This is a genomic window from Rhodopseudomonas sp. WA056 (assembly GCF_010906995.1).
GTDB classification, from domain to species: Bacteria; Pseudomonadota; Alphaproteobacteria; order Rhizobiales; family Xanthobacteraceae; genus Rhodopseudomonas; species Rhodopseudomonas palustris_G.
In genome coordinates this window covers 1-22709 of record NZ_QPFS01000046.1, presented here as the reverse complement: position 1 = coordinate 22709, position 22709 = coordinate 1, and the positions used below count along the sequence as shown (strand labels likewise).

General features: G+C 66.1%; 20 protein-coding genes. 13 read left to right on the top strand and 7 right to left on the bottom strand.

Annotation, left to right across the window (positions count from 1 at the left end):
- Positions 1-14: 14 nt before the first annotated feature.
- The 3 genes from bcsS to DU475_RS11395 all read right to left on the bottom strand — a co-directional run bounded on the left by bcsS (position 15) and on the right by DU475_RS11395 (position 2215).
- Complete coding sequence (gene bcsS / locus DU475_RS11405) at positions 15-911, bottom strand: cellulose biosynthesis protein BcsS (RefSeq protein WP_164632225.1); 897 nt, start codon at positions 909-911, stop codon at positions 15-17.
- 96 nt (positions 912-1007) lie between these two features.
- Positions 1008-1265 carry a hypothetical protein gene (locus DU475_RS11400; RefSeq protein WP_041807126.1) on the bottom strand — a complete coding sequence of 86 codons (258 nt, stop codon included), beginning with the start codon at positions 1263-1265 and terminating at the stop codon, positions 1008-1010.
- Between the two features lie 143 nt (positions 1266-1408).
- Positions 1409-2215: a DUF72 domain-containing protein gene (locus DU475_RS11395; RefSeq protein ID WP_142883239.1), complete on the bottom strand. Its 807-nt coding sequence runs from the start codon at positions 2213-2215 to the stop codon at positions 1409-1411.
- A gap of 251 nt (positions 2216-2466) precedes the next feature.
- On the opposite strand from DU475_RS11395, the gene DU475_RS11390 reads away from it, so the two are divergent.
- The 3 genes from DU475_RS11390 to DU475_RS11380 all read left to right on the top strand — a co-directional run bounded on the left by DU475_RS11390 (position 2467) and on the right by DU475_RS11380 (position 6448).
- Entirely contained in the window at positions 2467-3603 is a 1137-nt protein-coding gene (locus tag DU475_RS11390; protein ID WP_164632224.1) for a glycosyltransferase, read from the top strand.
- Between the two features lie 7 nt (positions 3604-3610).
- Positions 3611-5107 (top strand): glycosyltransferase family 39 protein, encoded by a 1497-nt coding sequence (locus DU475_RS11385; RefSeq protein WP_013501332.1) that lies wholly within the window; start codon positions 3611-3613, stop codon positions 5105-5107.
- 123 nt (positions 5108-5230) lie between these two features.
- Positions 5231-6448, top strand: coding sequence for an NAD(P)/FAD-dependent oxidoreductase (locus DU475_RS11380; protein WP_164632223.1), 1218 nt, complete (start codon positions 5231-5233; stop codon positions 6446-6448).
- A 109-nt stretch (positions 6449-6557) separates the two neighbouring features.
- Here DU475_RS11380 and DU475_RS11375 read toward each other — a convergent pair whose 3' ends face one another.
- Complete coding sequence (locus DU475_RS11375) at positions 6558-7451, bottom strand: sugar kinase (RefSeq protein WP_164632222.1); 894 nt, start codon at positions 7449-7451, stop codon at positions 6558-6560.
- Positions 7452-7788: 337 nt separating this feature from the next.
- Here DU475_RS11375 and DU475_RS11370 point away from each other — a divergent pair, with 337 nt between their 5' ends.
- Positions 7789-8661 carry a VOC family protein gene (locus DU475_RS11370; protein ID WP_164632221.1) on the top strand — a complete coding sequence of 291 codons (873 nt, stop codon included), beginning with the start codon at positions 7789-7791 and terminating at the stop codon, positions 8659-8661.
- Positions 8662-8670: 9 nt separating this feature from the next.
- Here DU475_RS11370 and DU475_RS11365 read toward each other — a convergent pair whose 3' ends face one another.
- Together DU475_RS11365 and DU475_RS11360 are read right to left on the bottom strand one after the other, a co-directional pair.
- Positions 8671-10224, bottom strand: coding sequence for a L,D-transpeptidase (locus DU475_RS11365; RefSeq protein ID WP_164632220.1), 1554 nt, complete (start codon positions 10222-10224; stop codon positions 8671-8673).
- Positions 10225-10394: 170 nt separating this feature from the next.
- The gene (locus DU475_RS11360) at positions 10395-11615 is read right to left on the bottom strand and encodes a cytochrome P450 (RefSeq protein ID WP_164632219.1); all 1221 of its coding nucleotides are present in this window, start codon (positions 11613-11615) and stop codon (positions 10395-10397) included.
- A 256-nt stretch (positions 11616-11871) separates the two neighbouring features.
- On the opposite strand from DU475_RS11360, the gene DU475_RS11355 reads away from it, so the two are divergent.
- From DU475_RS11355 to DU475_RS11320, 8 genes are all read left to right on the top strand, one after another.
- Complete coding sequence (locus DU475_RS11355) at positions 11872-12573, top strand: TetR/AcrR family transcriptional regulator (RefSeq protein WP_013501338.1); 702 nt, start codon at positions 11872-11874, stop codon at positions 12571-12573.
- A 1-nt stretch (position 12574) separates the two neighbouring features.
- Complete coding sequence (locus tag DU475_RS11350) at positions 12575-13768, top strand: efflux RND transporter periplasmic adaptor subunit (RefSeq protein WP_013501339.1); 1194 nt, start codon at positions 12575-12577, stop codon at positions 13766-13768.
- Between the two features lie 119 nt (positions 13769-13887).
- Positions 13888-16992: a MexW/MexI family multidrug efflux RND transporter permease subunit gene (locus DU475_RS11345; protein WP_164632218.1), complete on the top strand. Its 3105-nt coding sequence runs from the start codon at positions 13888-13890 to the stop codon at positions 16990-16992.
- Between the two features lie 276 nt (positions 16993-17268).
- Positions 17269-18522, top strand: coding sequence for an NAD(P)/FAD-dependent oxidoreductase (locus tag DU475_RS11340; protein WP_164632217.1), 1254 nt, complete (start codon positions 17269-17271; stop codon positions 18520-18522).
- A 90-nt stretch (positions 18523-18612) separates the two neighbouring features.
- Positions 18613-18867 (top strand): DUF6489 family protein, encoded by a 255-nt coding sequence (locus tag DU475_RS11335; RefSeq protein ID WP_011159311.1) that lies wholly within the window; start codon positions 18613-18615, stop codon positions 18865-18867.
- Positions 18868-18885: 18 nt separating this feature from the next.
- Positions 18886-19677 (top strand): alpha/beta fold hydrolase, encoded by a 792-nt coding sequence (locus DU475_RS11330; RefSeq protein ID WP_164632216.1) that lies wholly within the window; start codon positions 18886-18888, stop codon positions 19675-19677.
- A 46-nt stretch (positions 19678-19723) separates the two neighbouring features.
- A complete protein-coding gene (locus tag DU475_RS11325) occupies positions 19724-20044 on the top strand; it encodes a poly(R)-hydroxyalkanoic acid synthase subunit PhaE (RefSeq protein ID WP_013501343.1) in 321 nt (106 codons plus the stop codon).
- Between the two features lie 213 nt (positions 20045-20257).
- Positions 20258-20761, top strand: a complete 504-nt coding sequence (locus tag DU475_RS11320) for a phasin (protein ID WP_142883231.1) — start codon at positions 20258-20260, stop codon at positions 20759-20761.
- A 231-nt stretch (positions 20762-20992) separates the two neighbouring features.
- Here DU475_RS11320 and DU475_RS11315 read toward each other — a convergent pair whose 3' ends face one another.
- Positions 20993-21667 carry a TetR/AcrR family transcriptional regulator gene (locus tag DU475_RS11315; RefSeq protein ID WP_142883230.1) on the bottom strand — a complete coding sequence of 225 codons (675 nt, stop codon included), beginning with the start codon at positions 21665-21667 and terminating at the stop codon, positions 20993-20995.
- Positions 21668-21789: 122 nt separating this feature from the next.
- Here DU475_RS11315 and paaA point away from each other — a divergent pair.
- The coding region (gene paaA / locus DU475_RS11310; protein WP_164632215.1) for a 1,2-phenylacetyl-CoA epoxidase subunit PaaA at positions 21790-22709 on the top strand (920 nt) is incomplete at its 3' end.

The following is a 22709-nucleotide window of genomic DNA, read 5'->3' as shown; positions in this document are numbered from 1 at the left end:
ACCATGCTGCGGCGTCACTGCCGCAGCATGACTCCGAGGCGGGTATAGACGCCTCCGCGGCCGAAGCTGTCGCGGACGTAACCGGCGGCCGCCGACCATTCCAGTACCGCGAGCTGGAGGCCGGTGAGATGCAGTCCGATCCGGGTCTGGCGGCTGAATTCGTCGGACGAGCCGGACATTTCCGGTCCCACCCAGAACCTGTCGAGCATTCGCCAGCCCGCGGCCAGCCGTGCGCCGTAGCTCCCGGCGATGGTGGTGGCGTAGAACGATGCCGACAGCATGGTATCAGGCGTCGGCTCGGCCCAGCCGTCCAGCGCGATCCGGGCGCCGCCGTGGCTGCCGCGCCAACGTTTGTCGCGGACGTCGGGCATCGATGCGCGATGCTCCAGATCGGGGCCGGCGAGGATCTTCAGTTCGAAAGCGCCGAGCTTGAAGCGCCATCCCGCCAGCACCGAAGCTCTGGAGATGTCGCTGACATAAGTGAAGCGCTCCGACTGATAGCGCTCGAGCGCTTCCGACGCGAACAGCCGAATGACGAAGCCGTTGTCCGCCGCAGTGTCGCCGAGAAATTCGACCCCGCCGTATAGTGCGATGCCGTTGCGCCACAGATCGTGGCCGCCGAACAGCAGCCCTTGGGCAGCCTGTCCGCCGCTGAGCGTTGCCGGTGCCAGCGCGGCCAAAGGAGAGGCGTGCTGGCCGACCGGCAGGTCGCCCGCCAAGCCGTCCTCATCGTCGGAATCGAGCCCCGCCATGTCGGCTGCCGTGCTGGCGCCGAGATCGAATGCGCCGGGGTCGGGGAAGTCGAACTGCGGTTGGTCGAGGGGATCGAACGTTTGGGCGGAGGTGCATGCGGTGCTCGCGATCAACGACGCGATCATGCCGAACACGCCCATCCACGCGACGCAACGCATCACTAAAATACCCACACAGAGATCTAATGCGCGAAGAATGTCGCTTATTAAATCTCTGGTTGTGGGTGTTGTCTAGTGCGTCAGAAAAGCCGGCGTTCAATCCGGCTGCGGATCATGCTGGTCGCGCGCTGCAATCGCATGCTCGAGGGCGACTGCGAGCTGGCGATTGATGTCGGCCATGCCGTCGATATAGGCTTCGGAGAGAGACAGGCCCTGTGGGGCGTTCGGGGCGGCGCGGGCTTTCGTTTCGAAATTGTGGCGCAGGATCGCCGGCGACGGATGCGACTTGATCAGCGCGTTGGCGAAGTTGAGCAGAGCCTTGATCTGCCCGTTCATGAAGTCGATCTTGTCCATCCGAACCCGGACCCTTTTGTTGATGTAGTACATGCGCCCGAGGGTATTGGGCGCGTCCTATGAACCCATTGATCGGCCGCAAGGCTTTGCGGTGGCGCAATGTCGCGCGTCACGACCGCTCACTTGCCGCATCGCGCCACAGTTTAGCCGATGAGTTCGATCAGTTCCATCGCCGCGGCGGGCGCGCGCACTTTGCCTTCGTGGATCACGTAGGCGAACACGTCGCGCTGTTGCCGCCTGGTGCGTGCCCCGTCCACCTTCGGCAGATCGTCCGGCTCGCTGCCATCCGCCCAGAGCTGCAGTCGCTTCGCCCATTCCGACAGCGCCTTCGGCGGATAGCCGGTGGCGATCTCGTCCTTGCCCTTCTGCAGCCGCACATAGACGAAGTCGCCGGTGACGTCCGCGATTTCCGGATAGCTGGCGTGCTCGGAGTACACCACCGGAATGCCGTGCTGGCGCAACAGCGCGATGAACGCCGGCGTCTTGAAACTGTCATGACGGACTTCGACGGCATGACGCAGCGTGCGGCCGTCGAGTGAGCGCGGCAGCAGTTCGAGAAAGCGGCCGAAATCGGCTTCGTCGAACTTCTTGGTCGGCGCGAACTGCCACAGCACCGGCCCGAGCCGGTCACCGAGTTCGAGCACGCCGGAATGATAGAATCGTTCGATGCTGTCGCCGGCTTCCGCCAGCACCTTGCGGTTGGTCGCAAACCGCGGCCCCTTCAGCGAGAACACAAAGCCGTCGGGCACTTCGCTCGCCCATTTGCGAAAGCTCTCCGGCTTCTGCGAGCCGTAGAAGGTGCCGTTGATTTCGATCGAGGTCAGCTTCGAGGCGGCGTATTCCAGCTCGCGCCGCTGCGGCAGCTTGTCCGGATAGAACACCCCGCGCCACGGCGCGAAGGTCCAGCCGCCGATCCCGATGCGGATATTGCCCGCCTGACCTTTCTTCATCTCTCCCCCTTGCGAATGCTGCATCCCGTTCCTATCTTGGTTGCAACGGCGACGTCGATGCTCCGATCAGGAGCGTGCGACGCCGAGACGACCACTGAATAGTAGGGAGCGCCGGATGTACGCGCACCTGTTGTTCGTGGTCGTTCACCTTTTTGGGCGGCCGAGGCCACCCGATTTCAGTACATTTCTGCCCCAGAACGGCCGGTGCTCGCCTTGGCAGCGCCCGGGTGCGCCGCTATACGCATGGCGCGATGATCGAAGCCAGCCCAGCCGAGGTCGCGACCCGTGCCCAGCCTGCGGCGGTTCCGCTGCAGCTCTCGGTGGTGGTCCCGACCTTCAATGAACGCGACAATGTCGAGGTGCTGTTCCGTAAATTGGAAGCTGCACTCGTCGGCGTGGCGTGGGAAGTCATCTACGTCGACGACAACTCCCCCGACGGGACCTGGCAGGTGGTACGCGACATGGCGCAGCGGGATCCGCGCGTGCGCTGCATCCGCCGGATCGGCCGGCGCGGACTGTCGGGCGCCTGCATCGAAGGCATCCTGGCGTCCGGCGCCCCGTTTGCCGCGGTGATGGATGCCGATCTCCAGCACGACGAGACCCAGCTCGCCAAGATGCTGTCGCTGTTGGAGAGCAACGCCGCCGATCTGGTGATTGGCAGCCGCTATGTCGAAGGCGGCAGCGCCGACAGCTTCAACAAGCAGCGCGCCGGCATCAGTGCGCTCGCCACCCAGGTCGCCCAGAAAGCTCTGAAGATCGATGTCGCCGACCCGATGAGCGGCTTCTTCATGATCCGCCGCGACCGCTTCGAGCAGTTCGCTCCGGAGCTTTCGACCCAGGGCTTCAAGATCCTGCTCGACGTCATCGCCACCGCGCGCGGCAGTCTGCGCATCGTTGAGGTGCCGTTCACCTTCGGCTCGCGGCTGCACGGCGAAAGCAAGCTGGATTCGATGGTGGCTCTGGACTTCCTCGGCCTGGTGCTGGCGAAGTTCAGCCACGACGTGCTGTCGCTGCGATTCATACTGTTTGCGCTGGTCGGCTCCACCGGCGTGGTGGTGCACTTCGTCACGCTGTACGTGGTGCTGAAGCTGTTCGAGCAGCCGTTCGCCGAGGCGCAGGGCATTGCCGCGCTGGTGGCGATGACCAGCAATTTCATCCTCAACAACTTCCTGACCTATCGCGACCAGCGGCTGAAGGGTTTCGCCATCCTGCGCGGGCTGCTGCTGTTCTATCTGGTGTGCGGCGTCGGTCTGCTCGCCAATGTCGGCGTCGCCTTCGCGGTCTACAACGAGCACATCACCTGGTGGCTGGCGGGCGCCGCCGGCGCGCTGATGGGCGTGGTGTGGAATTACGCGATGTCCGGCCTGTTCGTCTGGCGCAAGCGATGAGCGCGTGATGAGCGAGGCGATGCGGCGTCCGGTCGTCGCCACGATCCTGGTCGTCGCCGGCCTCGTCGCGCTGCGTCTGCTCGCCGCGGCGCTGACGCCGCTGACGTTCGACGAGGCCTATTACTGGACCTGGTCGAAGAATCTCGCGCTCAGCTATTTCGACCACCCGCCGATGGTGGCGGTGGTGATCAGGCTCGGCACGCTGATCGCAGGCGACACCGAATTCGGCGTCCGCCTGGTGTCGATCCTGTTGGCGGTGCCGATGAGCTGGGCGGTGTGGCGGGCTGCAGTCCTGTTGTTCGAGGACGAACGGATCGCCGCCACCGCCACGCTGCTGCTCAATGCGACGATGATGGTGTCGGCGGGGACCACCATCGTCACCCCCGATGCCCCGCTGCTGGTGGCGTCGAGCTTCGTGCTGCTCGCTTTGGCGAAGGTCGCCGCAACCGGCAGGGGCGTGTGGTGGCTCGCGGTCGGCGTCGCGGTCGGGCTGGCGCTGCTGTCGAAATACACCGCACTGTTCTTCGGTCCGGCGATCCTGATCTGGCTGTTGTGGGTGCCGTCGCTGCGGCGCTGGCTGATCTCGCCGTGGCCGTATCTCGGCGGCGTGATCGCGTTCGCGCTGTTCTCGCCTGTGGTGATCTGGAACGCGGAGCACGACTGGATTTCCTTCGTCAAGCAGTTCGGCCGCGCCAAGCTCGGCGGGTTCGAGCCGAAGTTTCTCGCCGAGCTGATCCCGACCCAGTTCGTGCTGGCGACCCCGTTCGTTTTCATCCTCGGCGTGGTGGGGCTGATCGCGCTCGGCAAGCGCGGCACCGGGCCGGCGGCCTCGCGCGTGCTGGTCGGGGCCACGGTGTGGACGATCGCGCTGTATTTCGCCTGGCAGGCGCTGCACGACCGGGTCGAGGCCAACTGGCTGAGCCCGCTGTATCCGGCATTCGCGCTCGCCGCCGCGGTCGGGGCCGCCTATCCGCATTGGAAGCCTGGCGTCGCCCGCCTCGTCTCGTTCTGCCGGCGCTGGGCGGTCTCGACCGGCGCGGTGCTGTTCGCGCTGGTGGTGGTGCAGGTCAACACCGGCACGCTGACCGGCTATCGCCGCGACGCCACGGTGCGCTCGGTCGGCGTCGGTGTCGCGGAGATGGTGGCGCAAATCGATCAGGTGCGCCGGCGGGTCGGCGCCACCTGCGTGCTGACGGATGATTACGGAACCACGGGATGGCTGGCGTTCTATCTGCCGCCGGGCACCTGCGTGGTCCAGCGCGGCGAGCGGTTTCGTTGGCTTGCCGCTCCGGCGCCGACGCCCCGGCAACTCGCCGGTCCGCTGCTGCTGGTCGGCGTCGACAACGCCGCGGCGCGGCCGGATCTGCAGGCAGCATTTGGGAGCATCGAGCGGGTCGGCGCGGTCACCCGGTCGCGCGGTCCGTTGCTGGTCGACGCGGTGGCGCTGGATGCGCTGTCGGAGCCCAAGGGGCCGATCCTCGATTTCAGGCCGCCGATCTACTGAGGCGGCGGGGCAGGGCGTCGGCAAACGTGCTGACCTGCGGTGACCGAGTATGCTAGAGGCTGGGACCGATCCCCCACCTCCCGCGCGTCCGCGCGCCGTTTCCTCAACTCAACGAGCTCAACGATGAACGACACGGTCTTGATTGCTGGAGCCGGACATGCCGGATTTCAGGTCGCCGTATCGCTGCGCCAGGCGAAGTATGCCGGGCGTATCGCGCTGATCAACGACGAGAAGCATCTGCCGTATCAGCGCCCGCCGCTGTCGAAGGCCTACTTGAAGAGCGGCGGCGATCCGAACTCGCTGATGTTTCGCCCGGAGAAGTTTTTTCAGGATCAGGCGATCGAGCTGATCTCCGACCGCATGGTTTCGATCGACCGCGAAGGGCGCAAGCTGCTGCTCGCCTCCGGCACCGCGATCGAGTACGGCCACCTCGTGCTCGCCACCGGCGCGCGCAACCGGATGCTCGACGTGCCCAACGGCTCGCTGCCGGACGTGCTTTACCTGCGCACGCTCGATGAGAGCGAAGTGCTGCGGCAGCGGATGCCGGACAGGAAGCACGTCGTGGTGATCGGCGCCGGCTTCATCGGCCTCGAATTCGCCGCCACGGCGCGGGCCAAGGGGCTCGAGGTCGACGTCGTCGAACTGGCGCCGCGGGTGATGGCGCGCGTGGTGACGCCTGAGATCTCCAGCTACTTCCACGACCGCCACTCCGCGGCCGGCATCCGGATGCACTACGGCGTCCGCGCCACCGAGATCGCGGCCGAGGGCGGCCGTGTCACCGGCGTCGTCCTGAGCAACGGTCACACATTGTCCTGCGATCTCGTGGTGGTCGGCGTCGGCGTCATCCCGAACGTCGAGATCGCCGCCGCCGCCGGTCTGCCGACCGCGGCCGGCATCATCGTCGACCGACAGCTTCTCACCCGCGACCCGCACATCTCGGCGATCGGCGATTGCGCGCTGTTTGAGAGCGTCCGGTTCGGCGAGACGATGCGGGTGGAGTCGGTGCAGAACGCTACCGACCAGGCGCGCTGCGTCGCCGCCCGGCTGACCGGCGACGCCAGGCCGTATGACGGCTATCCGTGGTTCTGGTCCGATCAGGGCGACGACAAGCTGCAGATCGTCGGCCTCACTGCCGGCTTCGATCAGGTGGTGATCCGCGGCAGCGTCGCCGAGCGCTCGTTCTCGGCGTTCTGCTACAAGTCCGGCAAGCTGATCGGCATCGAATCCGTCAACCGCGCCGCCGACCACGTGTTCGGCCGCAAGATCCTCCCGCTCGACAAATCGGTGACGCCGGACCAGGCCGCCGATCTCGGCTTCGACCTGAAGAAGGCGGTCGCGTAGGGCAGAGACTAAGCCGCGTCATTGCGAGCGAAGCGAAGCAATCCAGAGGCACTGGATACTGAACTGAATTGCTTCGTCGCTTCGCTCCTCGCAATGACGCTGCTGAGCTTCACGCGACTGCCGCGAACTCGTGCTTGACCGCCTCGATATCCGCGACCGTCGGCAGCCCGGCTTCGTTGCCGAGCTTCTGGATCTTGAAGGTCGAAGCGGCGCGGGCGAATTCGAAGTGGTGCTGCCAGCTTTGCTCCGGGCTGTTCAGATAGGAGAACACGTAAGCGCCGTGAAACACGTCGCCGGCGCCGTTGGTGTCGATCACCCGTTCGCGCGGGATCGGCAGCGCCGGCAGGGTCCGCACCGTGCCGGCTTCGTCGTACCAATACAGCCCGCGCTCGCCGAGCGTGACGCCGCCGACCCGGCAGCCGCGTGACTTCAGGTAATCGAGCATCTTCTCCGGCGTCATGTCCATCTGTTCGCACAGCCGTTCGGCGACGATGGCGACGTCGATATATTCCAGCAGTTCGTGGGTGTTGGTGCGCAGGCCGCCGCCGTCGAGCGAGGTCAGGATGCCGGCCTCGCGGCAGAGTTTCGCGTAGTGGATCGCGGCGTCCGGCTGGTGGCCGTCGACGTGCAGGGCGCGGCACTGGCCGAGATTGAGCAGCGGGAACGGGTGGATGTGCTCGTCGTCGCGGCAGCGCACGATGGCGCGCTTGCCGTCCTTCGGCATGATGAACGACAGCGACGAGGTGGCGACTTTGCGCGGATGCACCGAGATGCCGTACTTCGCGCTCATGTCCATGAACATCCGCCCCAGCCAGTCGTTGGCGATGGTGGCGATCAGGTCGGGCACGATCCCGAGCTTGGCGCAGCAGAACGCCGCGGTCACCGCGTTGCCGCCGAACGACACCGCGTAGTCGGACGCCACGTGCTTTTCGTCGCCGGTCGGCAGATGGTCGGTGATGAAGGTGACGTCGATATAGGTCTGTCCGATGAAGAGTGCGTGCATGAGAGTCCCGAGGCTGCGACCGGTTCCGGCGCGGTCAGCATAGCATTGAGGCCGCGGCCGCATTCGCTAAAATTTTCCGCAGCGCCACAACTGATACGACAGCGGTTTCGCCGAAAATCCAGTCACAACGACGCGCGCGCTGCCTTGTTCCGGGCAGGCCCGGTCAGGGGAGGCGAGAGTGAGGAGCGCTCGGGATCGAACTCCGCGGGAGGACGGCCGCTGGTCGGCGCCCTCGGCATTGTCCGGGGATTGCACGTCCATCAACAGGTGCGGCAAACGCGATAACATCGCGCCGCAAATCACCGCCGGGAGCGCTGCGCATGCAGGGGGAACGTTCATGATCACCGCGATCGATCACCTCGTCGTTCTGGTCAGCGATTTGGCCGAGACGGTCGCGACCTACGAGACGCTGCTGGCCCGCGCGCCGGCCTGGCGCGGCGGCGACGACGGCTCCGACAACGTTCTGTTCACCCTGGACAACATGTCGGTGGAATTCATGGCGCCGTCAGGTCCGGGGCCGAACGCCGAGCGGCTACGCACGCTGATCAAGCTGCAAGGCGAGGGAATCGCCAGCCTGTGCTTCCGGGTCGCCGACGTCGCGGCGACGCGCAACCGGCTGGAGCGGGTGGCGCTGCAGCCGACGCCGGTCGCAGACGTCGAAGGCCGCGACCGCATCACCGGCGCCACGCTGGCATGGAAGCGCACCCGGACCGCGACCGAGACCACCCGCGGGGTCCGGATGTTTTTCCTCGAACTCGGCTCCGAACGACCGCATTCACAGGTGATCGGGACGGCGCCGGTGGTCGGCCTCGATCATCTGGTGATCTCGACCTCCGATCCCGAGCGCGCCGCAGCGCTGTACGGGGCGCGGCTCGGGCTGGCCATGGCGCTGGACCGCACCCGGCAGGACTGGGGGCGGCTGATGTCGTTCCATTGCGGCGATCTCAGGATCGAAGTGGTCCACCGGCCGGTCGCCGGCTCGGACGCCGAGCATGACAAGCTGTGGGGCGTGGGCTGGCGTGTCGACGATGTCGAGGCGGCGCGGGAACGGCTGATCGCCGCCGGCCTGATCGTCACCGCGTCGCGAGCCGGCCGTCACGCCGACACCCGCGTCGTCACGGTGCGCAGCGGAACCCGCCGGATTCCGACTCTGCTGGTGCAGCGGACGCCGGCCCAATCTCTCGACGGCGTGGCGGTGGATGGCGCGTAGCGCCGGCCGCTACCACCAGGTCGATTGCGGCTGATAGTAATAGCCGCCGCGGCGGCTGGGGACGACGCGGGGCTCCGTGCGGCGGGAGAAGCCGTCATTCGACCAGCCGCTGTCCCAGCCGTTGTTGTCCCAACCGCCGTCACCCCAGTCGTCGTTGCTCGCGATCGGCGGTTCGCGCGTCGGCCTGCGGGTGATGAAACCGCCCTGCGGCTGATCGCTCAGCACTGCGACGAACTCGGTGCGGTAATTCGTCTCCGCGCTCAGCGGCTCGTCCGACACGACGATCGAGGAACGCGGCAGCGCGGTCGGGCCGATCTGGTCCAGCACCTCCGGCGGAATCGTGACACGGTCGAGCGCGCTTCTGGCATCGTCGGCGCTCTCGATCGTCACCGCGCTCCAGCGCAACCCGGCGTCGTTGCGCGCCATCGCGGTGAAGATGTGCGTGCCGATCGGCCGGTCGGGATCGCGGATCGTCACCGGCACCTCGATCGAGGAGTCGAACAGCTCTCCGCCGTCCGGCAAGGGCTTGCGGGTGTTGCGCCGAACGTAGAGCTTCTGCGTCGCCCGGCTGATGTAGATCGACACCGGCTCCTGTGCCAGCCTGGCGTCGGTCGCGAGTTTCGCGGTCTCGGCTTTCTTCGCAGCGGCGGCCTTGGCGGCTTCCTTGGTGGCGGCTGCGGCGGCGTGCTTGGCGTCGGCATCGGCCTTGGCGGTTTCGAGCTGGGTGGTGACCTCGCCGAGCTGCTGCGCGGCCTGCTGCTGCCGCTGTTCCGCCTTGGCCCTGGCTTCGTCCGTGGCGGCGGCAACCAGCACCTTGTCGGCCGCCTTCAGCGCCGCTTCGGCCCGCGTCCGGGCGCGCTCCAGTTTGCGCAAGCTGTCCTTCAGCGGCTTCACCGCGCGGGCGGCTGCGGCGGCGGCGGCCTTGGCCTCGTCGGCCGCCTCGGCCGCCTGCTCGGCCTCGCGTGCCGCGGTTTCGGCGTGCGCCGGCGCTGCGGCGAGTGCCTCGGCGCTCGGCGAGAACAGCACCGGATGGCTGATGTCGACCGGCGCCGCGTCCTCCGGCGACACGATCACCCGCATGCCGATCCTGGCCCTGTCGAAGATCCGTTCGGCGAAACCGTAGGGCATCCGCACGCAGCCGTGCGACGCCGGGTAGCCGGGCAGCGGACCGCCGTGCAGCGCGACCCCATTCCAGGTGATGCGCAGCATGTGCGGCATCCAGGCGTCGTCGTACATCGTCGAGCGGTGGTCCTTGTCTTTCTCGACCACGGTGAACACGCCCGCCGGGGTTTCGCGCCCGGTGGTGCCGGTCGAGACCGGCGCGCGATAGATCCAGCCATCGGCGTCGTACAGCGTTACCCGCTGCTCCTTGATCGACACGATCGCCATCACCGGCTCGCCGGCTTCGCGGGGAGCGATCGCCTCGGTGGTCGCCGCGGGGCGGGCCCGCTTGGCGTCCGCGTCGGGCGCCGGCGTGGCCGCGGCAAGCAGCGTCGCAAGGGCAAGGAGGACGGGGCGCCGGTAGCGACGCGGGGCGCCATGCTTCGTCGTCGGTCGATTCACTGGGCCTCGCTCGTGAAAGGGCCCGCTCGGGCCGGACGAATCTCTGCCGCCCATGATCTCCGAAATCACCGAGCGCCGCCACCGGTTGGGCGCCGAGGCTGGGCAACGAGGAGGCGGTTCGCGCACAGCCGTCGCAGCACAATGCGGCGGTGCGATGGAGCCGGCCTGCGCTAACCGAGCCGGCAAGGAACGCTGAGATAACCGCGGAACCGGACCCGGCCACCACGCTGCGGCGCTCCGTCGAGCGCGTAGTCCGGAAAGCGGGCGAGAAACCGCGACAGCGCGATTGCGCCTTCCAGCCTTGCCAGCGCCATGCCGGCGCATTGATGCGGCCCGGAGGCGAAGGCGAGATGCCGGTTCGGGCTGCGCGCCACGTCGAACCGGTCGGGGTCGGCAAACTGCGCCGGATCGCGGTTGGCGGCGCCGATGCACAGTGTCAGCGAGGTATTCGCCGGCATCGTCACGCCGCCGATCTCGACCTGTGCGGTGGTGATGCGGTTGCCGAGCTGGTTGGAGCTCTCGTAGCGCAGGATTTCCTCGACCGCGGTCCTGATCAGTCCTGGCTCGGCGATCAGGCGCTGCTTTTGCGCAGGGTTGTCGGCCAGCGTCACCAGCCCGTTGCCGATCAGATTGGTGGTGGTCTCGTGGCCGGCATTGAGCAGGAAGATGCAGTTGTGCAGCAGCTCCTTGGCGGAGAGCTTCTCGCCGCCGGCCTCGCCCAGGATCAGCCGGGTCAGCACGTCGCGCTCCGGATCGCCGGGCTCGGCGGTACGGCGTGCGATCAGGGTCTCGAGATAGCCGAGAAATTCGCGCACCGCCTCGTTGCCGCGGCCGAACGCTTCCAGTCCGATCACCGGCTCCAGCGCTCCGAGAATAGCCAGCGACCAGCCGCGCAGCGGCGCGCGTTCGTCCTGCGGCACGCCGAGCAGATTGCCTATCACCTCGATCGGGATCGCGGCGGCGAAGTCCTCGATCAGGTCGACCTTGTCCTTGCTCGCCATGGCGTCGAGCAGCCGGTCGACCAGCGCGATCAGGTCCGGCTCCATGCCGGCGATCGCCCGCGGCGTCAGCGCGCCCATGATCAATCGTCTGACTCGGGTATGCGAGGGAGGGTCGTTGAACACCAGGCTGGTGGTGTGATGCTCGAACAGCAGGGACTCGCCGTATTTCGGTGCGAATTCACGCTTCTTGTCCGACGAGAACAGCGTGGTGTTCTTGTAGACCGCGATCAGGTCGTCATAGCGGGTGAGGAAGTAGCCGCCGCCCGGCAGCCGCTTGACCGGCTGATGGGTCCGCAGCGCCTGATAGGTCGGGTAGGGGTTGTCGTAAAAGTCGGGCGTCAGACGTGCAAGATCGAACGCTTCCGCGAGCTCTGCTGGGGCCGTTTCCATGTCATTCCTGTTTTGAATCTCTATAGGCGATTTACGACGTTGCCGAAACGTCCGGGAAATCCGCGTCGAGGCCCTTGCGGATGGAACCGGCCAGCCGCATGTCAGGCGCCGGCTCGTCTCCCGCCTTCGGCGAGCCGGACCGCCTTGGCCGGCGGGTGCGCTTGTCCGCCCCGCTTCCGCCAATCTCGACCCTCACGATTTAGTGCGTTGCAGCGATCCTGATTGACAATTGCCAAAGTGAGTGCCTACTCACAAAATGACTTCACTGCGCATGACCAGCGACTTGCGCCGGGAACTGATCCTGGGCGCAGCCAAGCGTTGCTTTGCCCGGAACGGCTTTGCAGGGACCACCACCAAGAGCGTCGCGGCCGCCGCGTCGATCTCGGAGGGGTTGCTGTTCAAGCATTTCCCGAGCAAGGCGGCGCTGTATGCCGAGATTCTGGCCTGCGAGCGCGAGGCCGATCCGGCGCTGATCGAGCTGCTCGGTGCCGAGCCCTCGACCCAGACGCTGGTGGTGCTGGTCCGGGAGATGGTGCTGCACTTCCTGCACGCCTCCGATCATCCGGAGCAGGAGGAGGATCAGCGGCTGCGCCTGCTGGTGTCGAGCCAGCTCGACGACGGCGAGTTCGCCCGTCTGGTGTACGAGAAGGTCACCGGTCTGATCGGGCGAACCTTCGTGATGTCGCTGGAGCGGGCGGTGGAGGCGGGCGATGCGGTCAGGATCGGCGAGGAGCCGATGAACCTGTTCTGGTTCGCCCACCACACCTTGCTGATGGCGGCGCTGGCGCGGCTGCCGTCGGTGCCGTGCCTGAGCTACGGCAACCCCGCCGGTCTCGAGCGCCAGATGTGCGAATTCATCCTACGTGGAATTGGTCTGAACGAAGCCGTAATTGCCGTCCATCTCGACCGCGAATTTTCGCAGGATCGGATGCAGGCGGAAACGACAGGAAGTGCATGACATGACGCTTGCGACAGAAACTCCGCCGTCGTCGCGGAGCTCCAGCGAGAATCCGCGCCCGCGCCCGGTGCGGAAGGTCCGCTGGTTCATCATCGTCGGGTTGCTGCTGGGGCTGCTGGTCGCCGTGCTGGTCGGCTTCAACGCCTTCCGCAATCATATGATTGCGCAGTTCTTCGCCAACAACAAACCGCCGCCGATCACCGTCACGGTCGCAGAGGCGAAGTCCGAAGTGCTGCCCAACCTGCTGACCGCGGTCGGCAATCTTGCCGCCGTGCATCAGGTCAACGTCACCTCGGACGTCTCGGGCCGCATTACCGACATCCTGTTTCAGGCCGGCTCCGAGGTGAAGCAGGGCACTCCGCTGGTGAAGCTGTTCGACGAGACCGAGCTGGCCGACCTCGCGAACTTCCGCGCGCAGGCCAAGGTCGCCGAACTGTCGCTCGACCGCGCCAAGCAGCTCGCCGCGCGGCAGTTCGGCCCGCAGGCGACGGTGGATTCGGCGCAGGCGGCGTTCGATCAGGCCAATGCCGGAATTGCCAAGACCGAAGCGCTGATTTCGCAGAAGACGGTGCGGGCGCCGTTCGACGGCGTGCTCGGCGTGCGGCAGGTCGAAGTCGGTCAGTATCTGAGCGCCGGCACCCAGATCGTGTCGCTCACCGACCTGTCGCAGGTTTACGACAACTTCACCGTGACGGAAAAAGACTCCGGCACGTTGGCGGTCGGTCAGGCCGTCCGCGTCACGGTCGACGCCTATCCGGGGCGGGTGTTCGACGGCAAGATCACCACCATCGAACCGCAGATCTCGACCGACACCCGCAACATCCGGGTGCAGGCGACCCTGGTCAATCCGGGCCGGGTGCTGCGGCCGGGCATGTTCGCGACCACCACCGTGGTGCTTCCCGACAAGCCGGCGGTGATCACCGTGCCGGAGACCGCGGTCGACTACACGCTGTACGGCGACTCCGTTTTCCTGATCAAGGACGAGAAGGGCGAGGACGGAAAAAGCAATCTGTCGGCAGTGCGGACATTCGTTCGCACCGGCGACCGGATCGACGGCCGCGCCGTGATCCTGACCGGGGTGAAGCCGGGTGACCGCGTCGTCGCGGTCGGGCAGCTCAAGCTGCAGTCGGGCGCCGCGGTGGCGATCTCGACCGATCCGCCTCCGCCGCAGCCGAAGACGCCGCCGCGTTACTGACGGCCTCAAGCGGCCCTCGTATCGAACAGGTCCGGCCGGCGATCGGCGCCGTCCGGAAGACAACTCAACCGCAGCCTCGCCGCGCGCCGCGCGAGAGCCGTGCGCCACGGAGCGTCCGTATGGTCCTCACCGACATCTTCATCAAGCGCCCGGTGCTGTCGCTGGTGGTCAGCATGCTGATTCTGCTGATCGGCTTCCGCGCCGCGATGACGCTGCCGATCCGGCAATATCCGAAGCTGTCCAACACCGTGGTGACCATCACCACGTCGTATCCGGGCGCCTCGCCGGACCTGATGCAGGGCTTCATCACCACGCCGCTGGAGCAGGCGGTCGCCTCGGCCGAAGGCGTCGACTACATCACCTCGGCCTCGACGCAGGGCCAGAGCCTGATCACCGTCTACGTCAAGCTGAACTTCGATCCCAACCAGGCGCTCACCGAAGTGCTGGCGAAGGTGAATTCGGTCAAATACCTGATCCCGAAGGAAGCCAACGATCCGGTGATCGTCAAATCCACCGGCCAGACCACGGCGGTGATGTATATCGGCTTCTCGAGCAACGAATTGTCGGGATCGGCGATCTCCGACTATCTGACGCGCGTGGTGCAGCCGGTGCTGTCGACGGTCGACGGCGTCGCCTCCGCCGACATTCTCGGCGGCCAGACGTTCGCGATGCGGATATGGCTCGATCCGTTGCGGATGGCGGGCCGCGGCGTGTCGGCGAACGACATTTCGGCGGCGATCCAGGCCAACAACTTCCAGGCCGCCGCCGGTCAGACCAAGGGCTATCTGACCGTCTCCAACATCACGACCAACACCGACCTTCAGAACGTCGACCAGTTCAAGCGGATGATCGTCAAGGCCAAGGACGGCGGCTTCGTGCGGATGGAGGACGTCGCCACCGTCGAACTGGCGGCGCAGAGTACCGACAGCAGCGTGGCGTTCTCCGGCGAGCGGGCGATCTTCATCGGCGTGCAGGCCACCCCGCAGGGCAACCCGCTCAACATCGTAACCGGCGTGCGCGCCCTGTTCCCGGAAATCGAGCGCAATCTGCCGCCCTCGATGCACATGAAGGTCGCCTACGATTCGACCAAGTTCATCCGCTCGTCGATCGACGAGGTGGAGAAGACGCTGATCGAAGCCGTCGGCATCGTGATCGTGGTGATCTTCCTGTTCCTGGCCTCGTTCCGCTCGGTGATCATCCCGGTGGTGACGATCCCGCTGTCGCTGATCGGCGTCTGCACCGCGATGCTGGCGATGGGATTCTCGATCAACCTGCTGACGCTGCTGGCCATGGTGCTGGCGATCGGCCTCGTGGTCGACGACGCCATCGTGGTGGTCGAGAACATCCACCGCCATCTCGAGGAAGGGAAGAGTCCGGTCCAGGCCTCGTTGATCGGTGCCCGCGAGATCGTCGGCCCGGTGATCTCGATGACCATCACGCTGGCCGCGGTGTATGCCCCGATCGGCTTCCTCGGCGGCCTCACCGGCGCGCTGTTCCGCGAATTCGCGTTCACGCTGGCCGGCGCGGTGATCGTCTCGGGCATCATCGCGCTGACGCTGTCGCCGATGATGTGCTCGGTTCTGCTCAAGCATCAGGACAGCCAGGGCTGGTTCGCCCGCAAGGTCGATTCCGTGTTCAGCTCGGTGACGCGGTGGTACGGCCGGCAGCTCGACCGCTCGCTCGACTACCGGCCGATCACCGCGATGTTCGCCGTGGTGATCCTCGGTCTGGTCGGCTTCATGTACATGAATACGGCCAAGGAGCTGGCGCCCGAAGAGGATCAGGGCATCGTGTTCGCGGTGACGAAAGCGCCGAAATACGCCAATATCGACTACGCCAACTACTACGGCGAGAAGCTCGACAAGGCCTATGCCAGCTTCCCGGAGACCGACCTGCGCTTCATCCTCAACGGCACGTCGGGCCCGAACAACGGCATCGCCGGCATGCTGCTGAAGCCGTGGGACGAACGCAAGCGCACCGCGATGCAGCTCAAACCGCTGGTGCAGGCCGAGCTCAGCAAGATCGAGGGCGTCAACGCCTTCGCCTTCAACCTGCCGCCGCTGCCCGGCGGTCCGGGCGGTCTGCCGATCCAGATGGTGATCAACTCGACCGCCGGCTTCCGCGCGGTGTTCGAAGAAATGGTCAAGCTGAAGGACGCTGCGCGCAAGAGCGGGCTGTTCATCGTCGCCGACAGCGACCTCGACTTCAACCAGCCGGTGGTGCGGGTGACGATCGATCGTACCAAGGCGAGCGACCTCGGGATCAACATGCAGCGGCTCGGCACCACGCTGGCGACGCTGCTCGGCGGCAACTACGTCAACCGCTTCAATCTCGAAGGCCGCTCGTATCAGGTGATCCCGCAGGTGCCGCGCGCCGACCGGCTGACGCCGCAGTCGCTCGACGGCTTCTACGTGCCGAGCGCCAGCGGCCAGCAGGTGCCGTTGTCGACGCTGGTGACGATCGAGACCGCGACCGATCCGAACGCGCTGTCGCACTACAACCAGCTCAACTCTGCGACCTTCCAGGCGGTGCCGATGCCGGGCGTCACCGTCGGCAAGGCCGTGGAATTCCTCGAACAGCAGGCCAAGAATCTGCCGTCCGGGTTCGGTCACGATTATCTCGCCGATGCGCGGCAATACGTCCAGGAGGGCAACCAGCTCGCCATCACATTCGGCTTCGCGCTGATCATCATCTTCCTGGTGCTCGCCGCGCAGTTCGAGTCGCTGCGCGACCCGCTGGTGATCATGATCACCGTGCCGATGGCGATCTGCGGTGCGCTGATTCCGCTGTTCTTCGGCGCGGCGACGATCAACATCTACACCCAGGTCGGTCTTTTGACGCTGGTCGGACTGATCAGCAAGCACGGCATCCTGATGGTCGAGTTCGCGCGCGAGCTGCAGATCAAGGAGGCGCTCGACAAGCGCACCGCGATCGAACAGTCGGCGCGGGTGCGGCTGCGGCCGATCCTGATGACCACCGCCGCGATGGTCACCGGCCTGTTGCCGCTGCTCACCGCCTCGGGCGCCGGCGCCGCGAGCCGGTTCTCGATCGGCCTCGTCGTCGTCTCCGGCATGATGATCGGCACGCTGTTCACGCTGTTCGTGCTGCCGGCGGTGTATGTGGCGATCGGCACCGATCACCGCGCCGCGCTGGAGTCCGATCGCACCAAGCAGATCGAGGACTACGAGATGGAGCACGGCTCGCCGGCGCTGAAGCCGAGCTGAACCGAGGGCTGCGACATTGCGACCAAAAATGGCGGGCCGATCGGCCCGCCATTTTCTTGACGCGCGCGATTCGTCATCGTCCCGACATCCGGACTTTGCAGAGCGGCGGCGCCGGTCGTCGCGATGATACGAAATGCAGCGGATTGCCCGGCGTTTGAGCTGCCGGTGACGCGCCCCTTTGCAGCGCGCGGCCCGAGTTGCGATGCGCCGTTATGGCACCATTGCAAACGCGGTTTGGCGTTTGCGATTCCTCAGTGATGCGCTTAACTCGGAGCCATGAAGCGGAACGAGACCGATGTCGTGGTGCTCGGCGCGGGCATCGTCGGTGTCTGCGCTGCGTTACATCTCCAGCGCCGCGGGCGCGACGTGGTGCTGGTCGATCGCAACGGCACGGCGGGCGACGAGACCAGCTACGGCAATGCCGGGCTGATCGAATGCGCCTCGGTGTTTCCCTACATGTTTCCGCGCGATCCCGGTCACCTGCTGCGCTATGCGCTGAACGGCTCGGCCGACGCGCACTATCAGCTTTCCGGCATTCCCGAATTCCTGCCCTGGCTGGTGCGCTATTTTCTCGCCTCGTCGCCGCGCCGCGCGGCCGAGACCGCGCAGGCCGCGTTGCCGCTGATCCGGCGCAGCCTCGCCGAGCACGAGGCGCTGATTGCGGATGCCGGCGTGCCCGAGTTGCTGCGCAAGACCGGCTGGATCAAGCTGTTTCGTTCGCCCAAGAGTTTTACCAAGGCGCTCGGCGATCTCGAGCGGGCGCGGCAGTTCGGCGTCGTCGCCGACGTGCTCGATCGTGCCGGCATCGCTGAACGCGAACCGAACCTCACCGGCGATTTTGCCGGCGCAATCCATTGGCTCGAGCCCGGCTCGATCCCTGATCCGGGCGGGCTGGTCAAAGCCTACGGGGAGCTGTTCTCCCGGCGCGGCGGCCGCTTCGTCCAGGGCGACGCGCGCACGCTGCAGCAGGAGGAGGGCGGCTGGCGGGTCGCGACCGAGCTCGGAATCGTCACCGCGCGCGAGGCGGTGGTGGCGATGGGGCCGTGGTCGGACCTGGTGTTCAAGCCGCTCGGCTATCGTTTCCCGCTCGGCGTCAAGCGCGGCTACCATATCCATCTGTCTCCGCGCGGCAACGCCAGCCTGCAGCACGCGGTGCTCGACGCCGATCGCGGCTATCTGCTGGCGCCGATGAATCGCGGCATCCGCCTGACCACTGGTGCCGAGTTCGCGCGCCGCGACGCGCCGCCGTCGCCGGTGCAGATCGCGCAGACGCTGCCGGTGGCGCGCTCGCTATTCCCGCTCGGCGAGGCCATCGAGCAGAAGCCGTGGATGGGGTCGCGGCCTTGCTTTCCGGATATGCTGCCGTTGATCGGCCGCGCGCCGCGGCATCCCGGCCTGTGGTTCGATTTCGGCCATCAGCATCACGGGCTGACGCTCGGCCCGGTCACCGGCCGGCTGCTCGCCGAAATGATGACCGGCGAACAGCCGCTGACCGATCCGCGTCCGTTCTCCGCCGAACGCTTCGGTTGAAGCTGCGCGCGATCCTGTCGGATCGCTTGCATCGCGGCACCAGTCGCGGCGATACTGGTTGACGCGTCAATGCAGGACTGTGGAGCGGCCATGAAAGTCAACGTCGAGATCGATTGCACGCCGGAGGAAGCGCGGCAGTTCTTCGGACTTCCCGACGTGCAGCCCATGCAGACCGCGGTGATGGACAAGCTGCAGGAGCAGATGCTGTCGAACATCGAAAAGGTCTCGCCCGAGGCGTTGATGAAGACCTGGTTCACCTTCGATCCGAAGCTCGCCGAACGATTCGGCGAGATGTTCATTTCCATGACCGGCCTCGGCAGTGCGCTGACCAAGGATAAGAAGTAACCGATCATTGGAGACGCGATGCCCGCCGACCGCGGCGCCAGTCCGAATCGCGAGCGGCTGAAGCCGCCGAGCGTCGCGCTGCTGCTCGCCGAGGCGCGCAGCTTCTTCGAATTCAACGCCAGCCTGCTGCTGTCGCCGCTGTTGCTGCAGGCACCGCGCGGCGACGGCCATCCGGTGCTGGTGCTGCCCGGTCTGCTCGCCAGCGACCTGTCGACCGCGCCGATGCGGCGCTATCTGCGGCAGCTCGGCTATCAGGTGTTCGCCTGGGAGCTCGGCCGCAATCTCGGCGGCATCTACCGGATGCGCGCCAGGCTGCGAAGCCGGCTCGCCGCGGTTCACGAGGCGACCGGCCGCAAGGTCAGTCTGGTGGGCTGGAGTCTCGGCGGCGTCTACGCTCGTGACCTCGCGCTGCACGCGCCCGGGATGGTGCGCGACATCATCACCCTCGGCAGCCCGTTCACCGGCGACGTCACCGCCACCAACGCCAGGCGGATCTATGAGAAGCTGTCCGGCGAGGAGCTGAGCGAGGTCCAGCTCGAAGATCTCGAACCGCTCGGCGGCGAGATGCCGGTGCCGGCCACCTCGATCTATTCGCGCACCGACGGCATCGTGAACTGGCGCACCTCGCAGCTGACGCCGTCGCCGCGCGCCGAGAACATCGAGGTGGTGCTCGCCAGCCATATCGGTCTGGTGGTCAATCCGGCGGTGCTGTGGGCGATCGCCGACCGGCTGGCGCAGCCGGAGGGCGCTTTCACCCCGTTCGATCGTTCCGGTCCATTTGGCTTCGCCTACGCCGCGCCGAGTCGCTAAAACGTCGTCGCGCGGCATGCCGCGCAGGACAACGAGGGAGACGGCAATGGCCGACAAGGACAACGATCCGGCAGCGGCGTGGCAGGCGATGTTCGGCGAGATGAGCAAGGGTTTTGCGGCCTTCGCCAATCAGGCGCTGGCGTCGCCGGAGCTCGGAAAAGTTGCGCAGCAGGTCGGCGGCGTTTCCGCCGAGGCCCACAAGCAGTTCGCCGAGATGATGGACAAATATCTCGCCGGTATGAATCTGCCGTCGCGCGCGCAGATGCAGGAGTTCAATGCCCGGCTGGCCGAGGTCGAGCGCCGGCTCGACGAGCTCGCGGCTGCGGTGCAGCCGGCGAAGTCTGGCCGACCGAAAGGATCGGCTTGAGTCTTGAAGGCGATGTAGATCCCACAAGAAGCACGCGCTGATTGCGGTCGGTGTCTGAGAAATTACTGTTAAATCAGCGATATAGGCCAATTTCTGTGTTGCATTGCAGCATTAATGTTGCAATGCAACATGGTTTATGTCATATTTTACCTGCCCGGGCCGCATGGTCGGACGGGAAGACCATGGCTCAGACGACGAGGATGGAGATTTCAGATGACCGATGCTGCTAACCACGAGAGCTACACCAAGGCGGCCGAGACGGTGGCCGACAGCGTCAAGCAGGCGTTCCAGCCGGTGACCGACGCGTTCAAGAACTTCCAGACCCTCGAGGTTCCGGAAGCCGCCCGCGACTTCGTCAAGCGTGCCGCCGGCACCGCCAAGGACAAGGTTGCCGACTTCCACGCCGGTTCGGAGAAGGTGACCTCGGCGATCGAGGAAACCGTCGCCAATTCGGTGAGCGAAGCCGCCAAGATCACCCGCAACATTCAGCAGGCGATCTATCAGGACACCGAAGCGTTCTTCACCGGCATCGACAAGCTGGCGTCGGCGAAATCGGTGAACGAGGCGTTCCAGATCCAGTCCGACCTTGCACGCTCGCAGGGCGAAGTGATGGTGTCGCGCGCCAAGTTCGCCACCGAGTATTTCGGCAAGCTGGTCAGCGACGGCGCCAAATCGGTGCAGGACAACTTCACCAAGACCTTCAGCAAGTCGGCCTAACCGCCGCTGCTGACGACCCCGGGCCTCTGACGATCGAGGCTCGACGTTCCTCCCGACCTCGGCCCGCTCGCGCGGGCCTTTCTTTTTTGGGGCAGCGTCCGGCCTCGCCTCCGTCATTCCGGGGCGCTCGCAGAGCGAGCGAACCCGGAATCCCGAGGTTGTTAGTAATGAGAGAGATTCCGGGTTCGCGCTTCGCGCGCCCCGGAATGACAATTGGAGAGTCCGTACGACCTACGCCCGCCGCGCCACGGGCACGCGCTCGCTCTTCTTCCGCGGTGCGCGCTCGGCTTTGGTCGGCTCCGTGATCGCGTCGATCGCCTGTTCGGCGCCGGCGATCATCAGCGTGGTGACCATCTGCGCGTAAGTCTCACGCGACAGGCCCTTGCCTTCGCGGAACCAGAGGTAGTGCCAGTTCAGCATGCCGAACAGCGACATCGTCAGCGGCTTCAGCAGCTCCGGCTTGGCGGCCGCGGCCGGGATCGCGGCGGCGATCGCATCCGACATCGAGACGACCAGCTTCCGCTCCAGCGCCTTCAACACGTCCTGCTGCTCCGGCGGCAGCAGCTTCAGGCTGGATATCTGCACCTGATGTTCGGCATCGGCGCCGCGATAGGCCTCGAGCAGTGCCGCCGAAATCGCAAACAGCCGGTCGCTCGGATCGCTTTCGCCCTGCGTTGCGGCGTCGACGACCGTGACCAGGTGCTGCAGGTGATCTTCGAGCAGATCGAACAGCACCGCATCCTTCGACGGGTAGTAGTGATACATCAGCGCCTTCGAGACGCCGCAGGCATCGGCGATCATGGTGATCGAGGTGCCGGTGTAGCCGTGTTCGGCGAACAGCCGCGCGGAACGGCTGAGAATGCCGCGGCGTTTATCGTCGTAGTCGGTGGCTCGCGTGCGCGCCATGGGCGGTCGGAATCCTGCTGGCGGACAGTGCGTTGCGACGCACCATCGGTGATCGGTTCCGACACTTGCATTGACCGTCCAATTGGTCAATTATATTTCCAACAACGCCGGAGGAGATCGCCATGTACACCCAGGCACTGAACGTGTCCGACGGTGACGAACGGAACATCGAGGACGCCGAACGGGCGGCGCGGTTCCAGGCGCGGATCGACGCCGAGGAGCGGATCGAGCCGAACGACTGGATGCCGGCCGCGTACCGCAAGACGCTGGTGCGTCAGATCTCCCAGCACGCGCATTCCGAAATCGTCGGCATGCTGCCGGAAGGTAATTGGATCACCCGTGCGCCGACCCTGCGCCGGAAAGCGGCGCTGCTCGCCAAGGTCCAGGACGAGTGCGGCCACGGCCTGTATCTCTACGCCGCCGCCGAAACCCTCGGCGCCTCGCGCGAGGAGCTGGTCGATCAGCTGCTCAGCGGCAAGGCCAAGTACTCGTCGATCTTCAACTACCCGACCCTGACCTGGGCCGACATCGGCGCGATCGGCTGGCTGGTCGACGGCGCCGCGATCATGAATCAGATCCCGCTGTGCCGCTGCTCCTACGGTCCCTATGCGCGCGCGATGATCCGGGTCTGCAAGGAGGAGTCGTTCCACCAGCGCCAGGGCTACGAGATCATGCTGACGCTGGCCAAGGGCTCGGCCGAGCAGAAGGCGCTGGCGCAGGACGCGCTGAACCGCTGGTGGTGGCCGTGCCTGATGATGTTCGGCCCCCCGGATCAGGCCAGCCAGCACAGCGACACGTCGACCAAGTGGAAGATCAAGCGGTTCTCCAACGACGAACTGCGTCAGAAATTCGTCGATGCCACCGTGCCGCAGGCGCAATATCTCGGTCTGACGCTCCCCGATCCGGATCTGAAGAAGAACGACGCGACCGGGCATTGGGAATACGGCGAGATTCCTTGGGACGAGTTCAAGCAGGTGCTCGCCGGCAACGGGCCATGCAACCGCGACCGGATGGCGGCGCGGCGCAAGGCGCACGATGACGG

What these genes read in the sequence shown, in the direction of transcription:
- DU475_RS11385 (WP_013501332.1), top strand. Translation starts at nt 3,611, where the DNA reads ATGAGCGAGGCGATGCGGCGTCCGGTCGTCGCCACGATCCTGGTCGTC.
- DU475_RS11360 (WP_164632219.1), bottom strand. Translation starts at nt 11,615, where the DNA reads ATGGAAACGGCCCCAGCAGAGCTCGCGGAAGCGTTCGATCTTGCACGT.
- DU475_RS11320 (WP_142883231.1), top strand. Translation starts at nt 20,258, where the DNA reads ATGACCGATGCTGCTAACCACGAGAGCTACACCAAGGCGGCCGAGACG.
- DU475_RS11395 (WP_142883239.1), bottom strand. Translation starts at nt 2,215, where the DNA reads ATGAAGAAAGGTCAGGCGGGCAATATCCGCATCGGGATCGGCGGCTGG.
- DU475_RS11340 (WP_164632217.1), top strand. Translation starts at nt 17,269, where the DNA reads ATGAAGCGGAACGAGACCGATGTCGTGGTGCTCGGCGCGGGCATCGTC.
- DU475_RS11315 (WP_142883230.1), bottom strand. Translation starts at nt 21,667, where the DNA reads ATGGCGCGCACGCGAGCCACCGACTACGACGATAAACGCCGCGGCATT.
- DU475_RS11330 (WP_164632216.1), top strand. Translation starts at nt 18,886, where the DNA reads ATGCCCGCCGACCGCGGCGCCAGTCCGAATCGCGAGCGGCTGAAGCCG.
- DU475_RS11345 (WP_164632218.1), top strand. Translation starts at nt 13,888, where the DNA reads ATGGTCCTCACCGACATCTTCATCAAGCGCCCGGTGCTGTCGCTGGTG.
- DU475_RS11355 (WP_013501338.1), top strand. Translation starts at nt 11,872, where the DNA reads ATGACTTCACTGCGCATGACCAGCGACTTGCGCCGGGAACTGATCCTG.
- DU475_RS11350 (WP_013501339.1), top strand. Translation starts at nt 12,575, where the DNA reads ATGACGCTTGCGACAGAAACTCCGCCGTCGTCGCGGAGCTCCAGCGAG.
- DU475_RS11325 (WP_013501343.1), top strand. Translation starts at nt 19,724, where the DNA reads ATGGCCGACAAGGACAACGATCCGGCAGCGGCGTGGCAGGCGATGTTC.
- bcsS (WP_164632225.1), bottom strand. Translation starts at nt 911, where the DNA reads ATGCGTTGCGTCGCGTGGATGGGCGTGTTCGGCATGATCGCGTCGTTG.
- DU475_RS11380 (WP_164632223.1), top strand. Translation starts at nt 5,231, where the DNA reads ATGAACGACACGGTCTTGATTGCTGGAGCCGGACATGCCGGATTTCAG.
- DU475_RS11375 (WP_164632222.1), bottom strand. Translation starts at nt 7,451, where the DNA reads ATGCACGCACTCTTCATCGGACAGACCTATATCGACGTCACCTTCATC.
- DU475_RS11400 (WP_041807126.1), bottom strand. Translation starts at nt 1,265, where the DNA reads ATGGACAAGATCGACTTCATGAACGGGCAGATCAAGGCTCTGCTCAAC.
- DU475_RS11370 (WP_164632221.1), top strand. Translation starts at nt 7,789, where the DNA reads ATGATCACCGCGATCGATCACCTCGTCGTTCTGGTCAGCGATTTGGCC.
- DU475_RS11335 (WP_011159311.1), top strand. Translation starts at nt 18,613, where the DNA reads ATGAAAGTCAACGTCGAGATCGATTGCACGCCGGAGGAAGCGCGGCAG.
- DU475_RS11390 (WP_164632224.1), top strand. Translation starts at nt 2,467, where the DNA reads ATGATCGAAGCCAGCCCAGCCGAGGTCGCGACCCGTGCCCAGCCTGCG.